We start from the raw sequence: 14,377 nt of genomic DNA, 5'->3' as shown, positions 1-14,377 counted from the left end.
TCAAAAAAAGGAAGCGGGCAGATGGGCAAAGGGCGAATCGAAGCGTTCAGCGATGGCGTGATCGCGATCATCATCACGATCATGGTGCTCGAGCTCAAGGTGCCCGAAGGTTTCGATCTCGAGTCGCTGCGGCCCGTTGCACCGGTGTTCTGCGCGTATGTGCTGAGCTTTATCTACGTCGGTATCTACTGGAACAACCATCACCATATGTTCCATACCGTGCAGAAGGTCAACGGCGCGACGCTCTGGGCCAATCTGCATTTGCTGTTCTGGCTGTCGCTGCTGCCCGCGGTCACGCACTGGCTCGGCGAGAGCCATCTGGCCGCGTGGCCGACGGCACTCTACGGCGTCGTGCTGTTTATGGCGGCGATCGCGTATTTCATTCTTGCCCACGTGATGATTCGCCAGCACGGTCCCGACTCGACGCTGGCTCGCGCACTCGGGCGCGACCGGAAGGGAAAGCTTTCCCTCGTACTGTATCTGGCCGGTGTCGTGTTCGGGTTCGTGATGCCATCGGTGTCGGTCGCGCTGTACACGTTCACCGCGGCGATCTGGCTTGTGCCGGATCGGCGCATCGAGCGTGTGCTCAAGGAGTGAAGGTGATGGGTTCGACATCTTCGGCCGGTTCGAAAGCGGCTCGCATCGGTTTGATTTCCGATACGCATAATCTCGTGCGGCCCGAAGCGCTTCAGCATCTCGAAGGGTGCGATGCCATCGTTCATGCCGGTGACATATGCGAGCCGGCGGTGCTCGACGCATTGCGCGAGATCGCGCCGCTCACCGCGGTGCGCGGCAACAACGATATCGGCGCATGGGCCGCGGCCTTGCCGACGCACGCCACACTGACCGTGCAGGATGTGACGATTCTCGTCGTCCACGATATCGCCGATGTCGGCAAGAACGTACAGCGCGATGGCGTACGCGTTGTTGTCACCGGGCATTCGCACAAGCCGCTGATCGACGAGCGCGACGGCGTGCTGTATGTGAACCCGGGAAGCGCCGGGCCGAGGCGCTTCAGGCTGCCGATCTCCGCGGGCATGTTGCTGATCGATGGCGCGCAGGTTCATGCGACGCTGCATACGTTGATCGCGTGACTTGCATGATCAGGTTCAGGTGCTGCCATCCGCGGCACGACCCTTGCTAAATCCGTTGTAATCGCGCATCAGATAGCGCGACGCCTGCGCGTCGCGCGCATGCGCTTTGCGGGTTTCATTTAACAAGTGCGCGGCTTGTCCCGCATCGGCAGGCAAAAGCGCAAAGGGAGGAGCCGTGATTCAGCGACCCATTTCTCTGTTTGTGGCCGGACTCGTCGTGGCAAGCGCGACGATGAGCGTGACGGCAAACGCCATCGCGCAAGGCGCGCCGCAGTCGGTGACCGAAAGGCGCGTCGACGTCGTTCAGACGGGGCAGGGTTTTCGCGCCTCGAAGCTCGCCGGCGCGACCGTATACAACCGCGACAAGGAGCGCATCGGCACGATCGACGACCTGATCCTTTCGCCTGCGGATCGCAATGCGTTCGCGATTCTGTCGGTCGGCGGCTTTCTTGGGATGGGCAAGCACTACGTCGCGGTACCGTTCAGCAGTCTGCAGATCAGCGACAAGCAGGTGCTGATGCCCGACGCGACGAAGCAGTCGATCGAAGCGCTGCCCGAATTCAAGTACGCGACGGACTGATCGGGCTGATCGCCGGCGCGTGACCGAAGTGAATGTGCGGTCGAAGTGAATGCGCGGTCAGGACATCAGGATCGATGTCGCCTGACCGCGCTGGGTGCAATGTCGCTTAAGCGCGCACCGCGGCCGTTGCCGCATACGCTTCTTCGAGTTCTTCCGCCTCACGCTGACCGCGCAGCACCGCATGTGCTTCGGCACGCGTCGCCACGCAAGGCGCCGAGCCGAGCAGCGGTTTCTTCGCGGTCTCGCGCAACGCCACCACCGACACGATGCCGATCAGCGACGCGCCCATCAGGTAGTACGCGGGCATCATCAGATTGCCCGTGTGCTCGACGAGCCACGCGGCGACGAGCGGCGTCGTGCCGCCGAACAGCGATACCGATACGTTGAAGCCGATTGCCAGCGCGCCGTAGCGGATCTTCGTCGGGAACAGCGCGGGCAGCGCCGACGGCATTACGCCGGTGAACGTCGAGAGCAGCGCGCCGAGAATCAGCAGGCCGGCAAACACCGGCAGCACCGTGCCCATTCGGATCAGCAGCAGCGCGGGCACAGCCAGCACGAAAAGACCGACGCAACCGAACAGCATCACGGGCCTGCGGCCGATCGTATCCGACAGGCGGCCGGCGAAGAGCGTCATCGGCATCATCAGCACCATCACGAGCAGCACGAGGAAGAGGCCGTGCGTTTCGTTGAAGTGCAGCGTCGCCGACAGATAGCTCGGCAGGTAAGACAGCGCCATATAGTCGGTCACGTTGAAGATCAGCACGAGGCCCACGCACAGCAGCAGCGGCTTCCATTGCTGCGCGAGCAGTTCGCCGAGCGTCTGTTTCGGACGCGACTTCTCTTCCGCTTCACGCGCTTCGGCTTCCTTCTTGAACGCCGGCGTTTCTTCGAGCTTCAGACGGATATAGAGGCCCACGAGACCCAGCGGCCCCGCGATCATGAACGGCACGCGCCAGCCCCACGACAGCAACGCGTCCTGCGACAGCGTCGCAGTCAGCACGGCGACAGTACCCGCGCCGAAGATATAGCCGACCAGCGTGCCGAATTCGAGGAAGCTGCCCATGAAGCCGCGCCGCCGGTCGGTCGAAAACTCGGCGATGAAGGTGGCCGCGCCGCCGTATTCGCCGCCCGTCGAAAAGCCCTGCACGAGACGCGCGACGAGCAGCAACACGGGCGCCATGACGCCGATCGACGAATAGCTCGGAATCAGGCCGATCGCGAAGGTGCCGACCGCCATCATGATCATCGTCATTGCGAGCACGCGCTGGCGACCGATGCGGTCGCCCAGAGGACCGAACACCATGCCGCCGATCGGGCGCACGAGGAACGCGGCCGCGAATGTGCCGAAGGTGGCGATGAGCTGCGCAGAGGGGCTGCTGGACGGAAAGAAGACTTTGCCGAGCGTCACGGCGATATAGCTGTACACGCCGAAGTCGAACCATTCCATGGCGTTGCCGAGCGCCATGGCGCCGACGGCGCGTTTGAGAAGGCTGTTGTCGACGATCGTGATGTCGTTGAGCGAAAGACGATTGTCGTTATTGTTATTTCGCCAGAAGCCGTTGCTGGAAGCGGTCAAGGTGTCAATCTCCAATGACTGCGGCCAAACGCCGATGCGTTGAGCCACGGGTGCTGGGGGAAGTGCGGTTTCGTCGACGGCCGGCCTGGGACCGGTTCCAGCGAAGCCCTGGATCCATCCGGGCCTCATACGCGGCGAACGCAGAAAACAATGCGCCCTGTGCGTCGCGGGTCGTCGCGAAATTGCACTCGGTCAGGTACTGCTGCAGGTTTGCATCCGCTTCGCGGTGGAGCCGCGAACCCGCGTAGCGGGCGCAGATGCAGGATGGCGTGGGCAATCTGGCGGCTTTGCCGCGATTGCTTGCGCCGGTTGAAGGGCCAGCGGTGAGGCTTAGCCTTCGGATGAAAACGATTCGATACCGGAGACGGACAGTGCGGCGAGTGGGCGCGCAAATGATCCTACTAATCCGGGGCGAACGGCGAAATGCAGGTGAGTTGCTGTTAAAACGATGAACATGTTAGCACGATGGCAGAGGATCGTGCAAACCCCTCGTCCGGCAAGGCTCTGACCGAAGCGCTGTATCCCTTGCTGGGCGGGGGATACGGCTTTTTTTCGAGACCTCGCACGAACCACGCCAGCGTACGGGGTCCGGCGTAAAAAAATAAAAAAAATCCGCGCGAAAACGCGCGGATTTTTGGGCTTGCAGCGTGTGATTTTTAGCGTTCTGTTGGCTCTGGTGCTAGCCGTCGTGTTGTTCTTGTAGTGGGCCTTGTATTGGCCCTTGTGTTATCCCTGCGACGGCGGCACGTAGCCCGATGCCTGATCGGCGCCTTCGCCGAAGAAAAACTTCTCGGTCTGCTTCATCAGATACTGGCGCGCGCGCGGGTCGGCCATATTGAGGCGGTTTTCGTTGATCAGCATCGTCTGCTGCTTGAGCCATGCCTGCCACGCTTCCTTCGACACGCTCTCATAAATCCGCTTGCCGAGTTCGCCCGGCAGCGGCGGGAAATCGAGGCCTTCGGCTTCCTTGCCGAGCTTCGTGCATTGAACCATGCGAGCCATACTGTGCTTCTCCTGAGAAATAGGGGTGGCGGTCGAGGCCGCGCTCAGAGCTGCTTCATCAGCACGAGCGACTTGCGTTGCCAGTTGTAGAGGCGGCGGCGGTCTTCCGGCAGGTCGTCGACAGTTGCCTTCACGAAGCCGCGCTTCAGGAACCAATGTTCGGTGCGCGTGGTGAGCACGAAGATGCGTGTGAGGCCGCGCGCCCGCGCGCGCTGCTCGATGCGCCGCAAAAGCCGTTCGCCGTCGCCGGAGTTTTGCGCCTCGGGCGAGACCGTCAGGCACGCCATTTCGCCGATGCGCTCCTGCGTGTACGGGTAGAGCGCCGCGCAACCGAACAGCACGCCATCGTGCTCGATCACCGAGAAGTGGTCGATGTCGCGCTCGATCTGATGCCGGCCGCGCCGCACGAGCGTGCCGTCGGTCTCGAGCGGCTCGATCAGCGTGAGGATGCCGCCGACGTCGTCCGGCGACGCCTCGCGCAAGCTCTCGAGGTTCTCGTACGAGATCATCGTGCCGACGCCGTCGTGCAGGAACAGTTCGAGCAGCAGGCTGCCGTCGAGCGCGTAGGGAATGATGTGTGCGCGCGCGACGCCGCCGCGGCATGCACGGATAGAGTGCTTCAGATAAAAGCCTGCGTCGCCTTGCACCTCGCCGCTTTCCTGCAGCTTGTATGCGTCGTCGAGCGACAGTTCGCGGATCAGTTCGCCGCCTTCGGCGAGGCCGTCGGTCTCAGTCAGAAACACGAGCTTGTCGGCGCGCAGCGCGATTGCCGCGGCGGAGGCGACGTCTTCCATCGCGAGGTTGAACGCTTCGCCGGTCGGCGAGAAGCCGAGCGGCGACAGCAGGACGAGCTTACGGCTTGCGAGCGAATGGCGGATCGACTCGGCATCGATCTTGCGCACGACGCCCGTATGCTGGAAATCGACGCCATCGAGAATGCCGACCGGCCGCGCGGTCACAAAATTGCCCGACACGACGCTGATGTGCGCGTGCGCCATCGGCGTGTTCGGCAAGCCCTGGCTGATCGCGGCTTCGATATCGAGGCGCACTTCGCCGGCGGCTTCTTTTGCCGACTCGAGGGCGCGCGCGTCGGTGATGCGCATACCCTGCGAGAATTCGGATTGCACGCCGTGCAGACTCATCTGCTCCTCGACCTGCGGGCGCGAGCCGTGGACGAGCACGATCTGAATGCCCATCGCCTGCAGCAGCGCGATATCGGACACCAGCGCGTTGAGCAGCCCCTGATGCACCACTTCGCCGCCGAAGCCGACAACGAACGTTTTGTTGTTGAACCGGTGAATATAGGGGGCTACCGAGCGCATCCAGTCGACGAATTGCGCGTGCTGCGCGGGACTTGCGATCGCGCCGCCGGTGGCGACCGGTGCGCTCGCGGATGCGGGGATGAGGTCGGTTTGGGAATTCATGCCCGGGATTATAATGCGCCCCCATGTCGAATGTACCCAAAACTCCTGCCGCTGATGACGTGAAAACCACGGCTGAGCGGGGACGTGAGAAGTTGCCTGACTCACCTGGCAAAAGCGCAGGTCAAAGCGCTGGCAAAAGCACTGGCGAAAGCGCTGGCAGAGGCGCTGGCAAAGCCGGCGGCGAAGCCGGTCGTGAAACAGCGCGTGGCGGCGGTGCCGGGCGGGAAGAGGCGCGGCGCGACGATGCGCGCCCGCAGCAGCAGCGGCGCGGTTCGGACCAGCGGTCGCGGCGCGCGCCGGAGCAGCAGCGGCATGCGTCGGAGCAGCAGCAACGGCGCGCACCGGAACAGCAGCGCACGCCGGAACAGCAGCGCGCACCGGAGCAGCAGCGCGCGCCGGAACAGCAGCCGCCGCGTGCACCGGAACAGCAGCCGCCGCGTGCACCGGAACAGCAACAATTGCGCAAGCCGCAGCAGCAACGCACGCCGCAGTCGCCACGTCCACCCAACGATTCCCGCGAGTCACAACAGCCGCGCCCGCAACGTCCACCGCGCGAGCCGCGCGTCGTCGCACCGAATCCGATCCCGCCGGTTACGTTCCCCGAAGCGTTGCCCGTCTCGGGCCGGCGTGACGAGATCGCGCGCGCGATCGCCGGCCATCAGGTGGTGATCGTGAGCGGCGAGACCGGCTCGGGCAAGACGACGCAGCTGCCAAAAATCTGTCTTACGCTCGGGCGCGGTCTCGGTGCGGGCGGCAGCGGGCTGATCGGTCACACGCAGCCGCGCCGCATCGCGGCGTCGGCGACGGGCCGGCGCATTGCCGAGGAACTCGGCACGCCGTTCGGCGAAGTGGTCGGCTACAAGGTGCGCTTCACCGACAATCTCGCGCCGGGCGCGTCGGTCAAACTGATGACGGACGGCATCCTGCTCGCCGAGACGCAGACCGACCCGCTGCTCAAGGCGTACGACACGCTGATCATCGACGAGGCGCACGAGCGCAGCCTCAACATCGATTTCCTGCTTGGCTATCTGAAGGAAATCCTGCCGAAGCGGCCAGACCTGAAGTTGATCGTCACCTCTGCGACGATCGATGCGGAGCGTTTCGCGCGCCACTTTGGCAGCGACGAGAAGCCGGCGCCGGTGATCGAGGTCAGCGGTCGCCTCTATCCGGTTGAGATGCGTTATCGGCCGGTCGTCGAGGAAAGCGCGGCGGTCAAGTCGGCGCAAGGCACGCCGTTGCGCGGCGATCGTTCCGAACGTGGCGAGCGCCCGAAATCGCAGCGCGAGACCGATCGCGATCTGATCGACGCGATCGTCGATGCAGCCGACGAACTATGCCGCGAAGGCCCGGGCGACGTGCTCGTGTTCCTGCCCGGCGAGCGCGAGATTCGTGACGCGGCCGAGGCGCTGCGCAAGCACCATCCGCCGCACACCGAGATCCTGCCGCTGTTCGCGCGGCTTTCCGCAGCCGAGCAGGAGCGCGTGTTCCGGCCGTCCAATGCGCGCCGCATCGTGCTCGCGACCAACGTCGCCGAAACGTCGCTGACGGTGCCCGGCATCCGCTATGTGATCGATACGGGCCTTGCGCGCGTGAAGCGCTATTCGTATCGCAACAAGGTTGAGCAGCTGCAGGTCGAGTCGATCTCGCAAGCGGCCGCGAACCAGCGCGCGGGCCGCTGCGGGCGTGTCGCGGACGGCATCTGTATACGTCTGTACGAGGAAACCGACTACGCCGCGCGCCCGCGTTTCACGGACCCGGAGATTCTGCGCTCGTCGCTCGCGGCGGTGATTCTGCGGATGAAGTCGCTGCATCTGACCGCGATCGAGACGTTTCCGTTTATCGAGCCGCCGCCCGGACGCGCGATCGCCGACGGCTATCAGCTGCTGAACGAACTCGGCGCCGTCGACGACGATAATGCGCTGACGCCGCTTGGCCGCGAGCTCGCGCGGCTGCCGCTCGACCCGCGCGTGGGCCGCATGATTCTTGCCGCGCGCGACCAGCAGGCGCTGCGCGAAGTGTTGATCATCGCGAGCGCGCTGTCGGTGCAGGATCCGCGCGACCGGCCGATCGAGGCGCAGGAGCAGGCCGACCAGGCGCATCGCCGCTTTGCCGACGAGCGTTCCGAGTTTCTGCAGTGGCCGAAGATCTGGGCGTGGTTCGACGAAGCGATCGCGCACAAGAAATCGAACCGGCAGCTCGCGGACGCGTGTCGCGCGAACTACCTATCGCATCTGCGCCTGCGCGAATGGCGCGATGTGCACTCGCAATTGCTGACCGTCGTGCGCGAGCACGGCTGGCGCCTGAACGAATCGGACGCGACCTTCGAGCAGATCCATCTCGCGCTGCTCACAGGCCTGCTCGGCAACATCGGCATGAAAGCCGACGACGAACCGTATTACCTCGGCGCGCGCGGCATCAAGTTTTATCTGTGGCCAGGTTCCGCGCTCGCGAAGAAAGCGGGGCGCTGGGTGATGGCCGCGGAACTCGTCGAAACGAGCCGGCTTTACGCGCGCGGCATCGCGAAGATCGAGCCCGAGTGGGTCGAGAAAATCGGCGCGCATCTGCTGAAGAAGTCGTTGTCCGAGCCGCATTGGGAGAAACGCGCGGCGCAGGTCAGCGCGTTCGAGCGCGCCATGCTGTATGGGCTCACGATTTACCACCGGCGGCGCGTGAGTTTCGGCAAGCAGGATCCGGCGCGTGCGCGGGAGCTGTTTATCCGCGGCGCGTTCGTCGAAGGCGAGTTCGAGACGAAGCTTGCGTTCTTCGCGCATAACCGCAAGCTGCTCGCCGAGATCGAACAGCTCGAACACAAGTCGCGCCGCCAGGACGTGCTCGTCGACGACGAACTGATCTTCGGGTTCTACGACGAGGTGATTCCGCAGGGCATCTATACCGGCGCCGCATTCGAGCGCTGGTACCGCGACGAGGTGAACCGGAGCGGACAGGCCGAAGACAAGCTGCGCCTCCTGTATCTGTCGCGCGACGATCTGATGCGCCATGAAGCGGCGGGCGTGACGACGGAGCTGTTCCCGAAGCGGCTGACGATGGCCGGTATCGAAATGGCGCTCACGTATCACTTCGAGCCCGGTTCGCCGCGCGACGGCGTGACGCTCGCGGTGCCGCTGTATGCGCTGAATCAGGTCGATGCGCGGCGCGCCGAGTGGCTCGTGCGCGGCATGGTGAAGGAGAAGGCACAACTGCTGCTGAAGTCGCTGCCGCAGAAGCTGCGCCGTCATGTCGTGCCGTTGCCGCAGTATGCGGCGGGTTTTGCCGAGCGCACGAGCGACGGCGCGCGCTTCGGCGCGGGTGGCCTCGTCGATGCGCTGATTGCCGACGTGCGCGGCGAGACGCAGGTCGCGTTGAAGCAGTCGGACTTCAAGCTCGAGACCTTGCCCGCGCATCTGTTCATGAACTTCAAGATCATCGACGAGCATGGGCGGCAGCTCGCGATGGGACGCAATCTCGCGCAGTTGCGTGCTGAGCTTGGTGGTGAAGCGCAGCAGCAGTTTCAGAAGCTGGCGGCGAGCGCGACGCTGGTCGATCAGGCCGGCGATGCGCTGGGGCGGGGTGGGGATGCACGTGGGGCGGGTGCCCGCGCCGGCGGCGGGGCGGGCGCTGGGCCGGCGGGTCCCGGTGTATCGGCTGCGGCACGCGGCGGTGCGGGTGGTGCCGGCAGTGGCGCGGGTTCCGCGCCGCACACGGCGCCTGCCGGCGGCGGCGCTGCCGCGCCTGCCACCGCGCTCTACGAAAACCTGACGACGTGGAACTTCGGCAAGCTGCCCGAGCTGCTCGAGGTACGTCGTCGCGGGCAGACGCTGTTCGGCTATCCGGCGCTTGTCGACCGCGGTACGCATTGCGACGTCGAAGTATTCGATTCGCCCGACGAAGCGGCGCGCATTCATCGTGCTGGCTTGCGCCGCCTGTTCGCGCTGCAGTTGCGCGAGCCGATCAAATACCTCGAAAAGAATCTGCCGGGCCTGCGCGAAATGGCGATGCAGTTTATGGCGCGCGCAACGCAGGAAGAACTGCGCGATCAGCTGATCGACACCGCGCTCGACCGCGCATGTCTGCAAGACCCGCTGCCCGACGACGATGCGAGCTTCCACGCGCGTCGCGACGAAGGCCGCAGCCGGCTCACATTGCTGGCCCAGGAAATCTCGCGGCTTATCGGCCAGATTCTCGGCGAGTACGCGACGGTGCTGAAAAAGCTCGCGCAGGCGAAGCCGTTCGCGGCTGCGTATGCGGATATGCAGAACCAGCTCGATGCGCTGATCGGCAAACGGTTTGTGGTCGACACGCCGTACACACAGTTGACGCATTTCCCGCGCTACCTGAAAGGGATCGGCTTACGTATCGACAAGCTGAAGGCTGATCCGGCGCGCGATGCGCGGCAGTTCGCAGAATTCGCGCCACTCGCGCAACACTATCAGCGCGCGCTTGCGCAACGCGGCGGCGTCATGGATGCGCGGCTCGCGGAGTTCCGCTGGTTGCTCGAAGAACTGCGCGTGTCGCTGTTCGCGCAGGAATTGCGTACGCCAATGCCGGTTTCGGTGAAGCGGCTGTATAAGGTTTGGGAATCGATGCAGCGGTGACGGGCGGCTGATGTCGCGTTCGCGATAGACGACATGGCCGGGGCTTGCGGTGAGACGGTTATGGCAAGGTTCGCAAAGCCCGGCGCAAGTTGGGTGCACGACCGACGCAAGACCGGCAGGCCGATTCGGACGCAAAAAGGACGCGAAACCGATGGATCCCGACATCGGCATCGCGCCAAAGAATGCAGGCACATGGGGACATGCCTGCATCCGTCCCACCAATTCAAATCAATTCAATTCCGGGCGCAGGGACGCGCCTAAAAATGCGTGCCTGCGCCGAGCGCGGCTCCCACCTCGCCGCGCGAGCTTGCCGTGCCTTGCACGCTGTACGCCCACTGGCCGGTCTCCGACAGCTGCGATACGCCGAATGCCAACGCGGACTGTCCGCCGTACGAACCACCCGCCATCGCAACCATGCCGCGGCCCGGCAAAACGGCGCGCGGTAGGGCAGCGACCGCGAGGGCAGCCGCCGCGCCGCCGTATGCGTCGCGCCGTGCCGAACGGAGCTTGTCGTCGGTGTAGCGGTTGGCCGCCGCGAGTGAGCCGTTCATCGACTGATTCAGCTGGTTCAGGTTGACCGCATCGGTGCCTTCTATGGCGGGCGCGACGTGCGTGATATGCCGCTCGTTGCCGTCGGTGCCGATCGAGACGCTGTTTGCGCGGTCCGCAACCGAGCCGTAGCCGAGCGCAATCGAGTTGTCGGCAGTCGCGCGAGATGTTGCGCCGAGCGCGAGCGCGCGGTTGCCGGATGCGAGCGCATTGGCGCCGAGCGCGGCCGAGTGGGTGCCGCTTGCCTGCGCATTCGAGCCGAACGCGGCCGCATGCGCACCGCTAGCCTGCGTGTTTGCGCCGACTGCGATGGCGTCCGTACCGCTCGCGTGTGCGTTTGCGCCGACTGCGAGAGCGTCCGCACCGCTCGCCTGCGTGTTCGCGCCGACTGCGATCGCGTCCGTACCGCTCGCCTGCGCATTCGCGCCGAGCGCAATCGCATCCGCATTGCTCGCCTGTGCGTTTGCGCCGATTCCGAGCGCGTTCGTTCCACTCGCACGGCTGCTCGCACCGATCGCAATGGATTGCGCTGATGGCGCCTCGGCGCTCGCTCCCACCGCGACCGAATGCGCGCCGCCGGCATGAGCTGTTTCGCTTGCGGCGTCGCCTGCTGCGGCGAAGAGCGGATTGTCTGCCGCGTTGCCGCCATTCACCGGCGCGTTGGCGATCGCATCGGCGAGCATCGCCGAAAGCTGGCCCAGGTTGACGGCATCGTGCGTGTCGAGCGCGTCAGCGACGTTATGGATCTGCGTGCCGCCGCCGGCAGGATCGCCGGCCAGCGCGACGCTATTGCGATCGACCGACCCGTCCGCATTGGACCCATAGCTGAGCGTGCTCGCGAGTTGCGCGGCCGCGGCGTCGATCTTGCTGTCGAGCGCCTTGAGCTGTGCGACGTTGACCGCATCGAGATCCGTCGCGCCGGCGGCTACGCCGCTGATCGTGCGCGTGCCGATATTGAGTTCGCCGGCCGATGTTTGCGGTACGGACAGCCCATACGCCAGATAGCCGGCGCGCGCACCGACCGTCGTCGCGGAACCGGCGCCGAGCGCGATGCTGTTTTCGTGCGTCGCGCTCGCGTTCAGGCCGAATGCGAGCGATGCTCGCGCATTCGCGCTTGCATACGCGCCGAGCGCGACTGCCTGATTTTCCGCATGCGACAACGCCCCAACGGCGAGGCTGTCGTTGCCCGCAGCGCCCGCGAAATTGCCCAGCGCCATGGCATGCACGCCGTTTGCGGCGGCATTCATGCCGAATGCCGTCGCGCCCGCTTGCGTGGCCGCCGCGGACGTGCCGAACGCGGTGGCGTCTTCGCTCGCACTGGCGGACGCGCCCGCCGCCAGTGCGCGGTCGCCGGCGGCTTGCGCACCGGTGCCGAGCGCGATTGCCCGTTCACCCGACGCCGCGGCGCGGCCGCCGAGCGCGACCGCCTCGCGTCCCGCCGCGCTCGACAGATGGCCGGCCGCGAGTGCATCGCCATTCGTTGCGCTCGCGCCGCCGCCGAGCGCAACGGCGCCGATGCCATCGGCCCTCGATGACACACCGAAGGCCGATGACGTCTCGCCTGTTGCAGCCGAGTAGGCGCCGAGGGCGGTCGATAACAGTTCGGCACGCGCCTGCATGCCGCCGGCAATCGCGCCCAGGCCGTTCGCGACTGCCTGGTTGCCGAGCGCCATCGTGTCGGGGCCAAATGTGTTGGCGCTGCTGCCGATCGCGACCCCGCCGCTGTCCGCGACCCCGGCGCCGTAACCGATCGCGACCGACTGCTGGCCGAGCGCGTGCGCGCCCGCGCCGGCCGCGACCGCCTTCGTGCCGAAGCGCACGGTGACCGCATCGCTCGGGCTCTGCAGCCCGTCGGCATCGAAGTAGTACTGCGCGGCCGGGATGCTGGCGCGCGCAACGGGTGCGGCGGTCATGGCAACGAGACCCACGAGCGCCAATTGAGCAAAGATGAGAATGCCGGGCGCGCATCGGTACGCGCGTGCGGTTTCCGGCGATCGGATTAAAGACGGGTACCGGCTTTTTATATAGCTGTTCAAACTTGATTTACGCATATTGTTCGCGCCTCCAAAAACGCCAGGATGTGTTCGGCCAGCACGCAAACGGCTTGCGCCGCTGTGTGCTTGTGCCTGAACTGACGGGTCATCGGAAAGCGGTTTTCGGGTAATCCACGCGGCGCGCGATATGAGTAAACTCTTAAAACCGGTTTGGCCGAAAGTAATAAGACAGTCCTTTTAATTTTCAGATTATGGTCGGGAATTTAGGATGATTATCGATTCACCGAATGCAGCTAAATGAAATCCGATTTAAAGATCGGAATTTACGGCAGACAACAGATTCGATTCGGAAATCCGCAGGCGAAACTCAGCGTTTCTCTGTTTCAGCCGCTTCGGGCAAGGTGTTGCGGCCATGCGCCGCAATCGGAAATTCCTGCGCTCCGTCAACCGTTTCAACACGCAAACGTTCTACAATGACGGCTGTCTTCAGTAGTGAACCTTCATGCGCAAATTTTCCTTCTCCGGCCTGATCAGCACGTTCCCGGCAGGCGCGGCGCTCGCCGCGGCAGCAGTCCTCTTCTCCCCGGCAGTCCACGCGAATAACGTCATCGTGCTCAATTCCGGCGAAGCGACGCTGAGCCTGATCGACGAGGCGACGCGCCAGGTCGTCGATACCGTGCCGACCGGCAAGGAGCCGCACCACCTGATGGCGACGCCGGACAATTCATCGCTGATCGTCGCGAACTCGGTGTCGAACAACCTGCTGTTCGTCGATCCGAAGTCGGGCAAGGTGCAGCGCTGGATCGAAGGTATTGAAGATCCCTACCAGATCGGCTTCTCGCCGGACCGTAAGTGGCTCGTCACGACGGGGCTGCGTCTGGACCGGCTCGACATCTATCACTACGACGGTCATAACCTCGCGCTCGCGCAGCGTCTTCCGCTTGCGGTCATGCCGAGCCATATGGCGTTCTCGGCCGATAGCAAGACGGTGTTCGTCACGCTGCAGGTGTCGGGCGAACTCGCCGCGGTCGATCTGGCCACGCAGACGGTGAAGTGGAAAATGAAAGTCGGCAAGGTACCGGCCGGTCTCTGGATGACGCCCGGCGACAAGTACCTGCTGATCGGCATGACGGGCGCCGATTACGTCGCCGTGGTCGACTGGAAGAACCAGAAGGTGGTGAAGACCATTCCCACGGGCAAGGGCGCGCATAACTTCCGCTCGCTCGCGGACGGCCGGCATGTGGCGGTGTCGAACCGCGTCGCGAATACGATCAGCATCATTGACGAGGAATCACTGACGAACGTCGGCGACATCACGGGCCTGCTGCCGGGTCCCGACGACATGGAACTTTCCTCGGACAAACGCTATCTGTGGGTAACGTTCCGCTTTGCGAAGCACGTCGGCATCATCGATCTGACACAGCGTAAACTGATTCAGACGATCGCCGTCGGACGTTCTCCGCACGGCATCTATTTCTTCGACCGCGCGCCGGTCACCGCGCCGAACGGCGCGTAGTGCGGGGTGTGCAGCGCGCGGCGCAGGTTACAGCAACGGTACAACGGGTT

Annotated in this window: 10 protein-coding genes; 5 read left to right on the top strand and 5 right to left on the bottom strand. The window is 64.6% G+C overall.

Annotated features, from left to right (window positions below; translation table 11 throughout):
- Positions 1–21 precede the first annotated feature (21 nt).
- From KZJ38_RS14415 to KZJ38_RS14405, 3 genes are all read left to right on the top strand, one after another.
- Positions 22–597 carry a TMEM175 family protein gene (locus KZJ38_RS14415; protein ID WP_219796609.1) on the top strand — a complete coding sequence of 192 codons (576 nt, stop codon included), beginning with the start codon at positions 22–24 and terminating at the stop codon, positions 595–597.
- A gap of 5 nt (positions 598–602) precedes the next feature.
- Positions 603–1,094: a metallophosphoesterase family protein gene (locus tag KZJ38_RS14410; protein WP_219796607.1), complete on the top strand. Its 492-nt coding sequence runs from the start codon at positions 603–605 to the stop codon at positions 1,092–1,094.
- 232 nt (positions 1,095–1,326) lie between these two features.
- Positions 1,327–1,674 carry a PRC-barrel domain-containing protein gene (locus tag KZJ38_RS14405; protein WP_219800337.1) on the top strand — a complete coding sequence of 116 codons (348 nt, stop codon included), beginning with the start codon at positions 1,327–1,329 and terminating at the stop codon, positions 1,672–1,674.
- 106 nt (positions 1,675–1,780) lie between these two features.
- Here the strand turns inward: KZJ38_RS14405 and proP are convergent, their stop codons facing one another.
- The 4 genes from proP to KZJ38_RS36540 form a co-directional block, all read right to left on the bottom strand.
- The gene (gene proP / locus KZJ38_RS14400; protein WP_219796605.1) at positions 1,781–3,250 is read right to left on the bottom strand and encodes a glycine betaine/L-proline transporter ProP; all 1,470 of its coding nucleotides are present in this window, start codon (positions 3,248–3,250) and stop codon (positions 1,781–1,783) included.
- Between the two features lie 726 nt (positions 3,251–3,976).
- Positions 3,977–4,252, bottom strand: coding sequence for an oxidative damage protection protein (locus KZJ38_RS14395; RefSeq protein WP_134195193.1), 276 nt, complete (start codon positions 4,250–4,252; stop codon positions 3,977–3,979).
- Positions 4,253–4,296: 44 nt separating this feature from the next.
- Positions 4,297–5,676: an amino-acid N-acetyltransferase gene (gene argA, locus KZJ38_RS14390; RefSeq protein WP_219796603.1), complete on the bottom strand. Its 1,380-nt coding sequence runs from the start codon at positions 5,674–5,676 to the stop codon at positions 4,297–4,299.
- 101 nt (positions 5,677–5,777) lie between these two features.
- Positions 5,778–6,155 (bottom strand): hypothetical protein, encoded by a 378-nt coding sequence (locus KZJ38_RS36540; RefSeq protein ID WP_246641476.1) that lies wholly within the window; start codon positions 6,153–6,155, stop codon positions 5,778–5,780.
- Between KZJ38_RS36540 and hrpA the strand changes: the two genes are divergently transcribed.
- Positions 6,135–10,268, top strand: coding sequence for an ATP-dependent RNA helicase HrpA (hrpA, locus tag KZJ38_RS14385; RefSeq protein ID WP_246641475.1), 4,134 nt, complete (start codon positions 6,135–6,137; stop codon positions 10,266–10,268). The two genes, KZJ38_RS36540 and hrpA, sit on opposite strands and share 21 nt — an antisense overlap.
- Positions 10,269–10,525: 257 nt before the next feature.
- Here hrpA and KZJ38_RS14380 read toward each other — a convergent pair whose 3' ends face one another.
- Positions 10,526–12,730, bottom strand: coding sequence for a YadA family autotransporter adhesin (locus KZJ38_RS14380; protein ID WP_219796599.1), 2,205 nt, complete (start codon positions 12,728–12,730; stop codon positions 10,526–10,528).
- A gap of 583 nt (positions 12,731–13,313) precedes the next feature.
- Between KZJ38_RS14380 and KZJ38_RS14375 the strand changes: the two genes are divergently transcribed.
- Positions 13,314–14,327, top strand: coding sequence for a YVTN family beta-propeller repeat protein (locus KZJ38_RS14375; protein ID WP_219796598.1), 1,014 nt, complete (start codon positions 13,314–13,316; stop codon positions 14,325–14,327).
- Positions 14,328–14,377: the final 50 nt, after the last annotated feature.

The organism is Paraburkholderia edwinii (assembly GCF_019428685.1).
Lineage (GTDB): Bacteria > Pseudomonadota > Gammaproteobacteria > Burkholderiales > Burkholderiaceae > Paraburkholderia > Paraburkholderia edwinii.
This window is presented reverse-complemented; position numbering and strand designations above follow the sequence as displayed.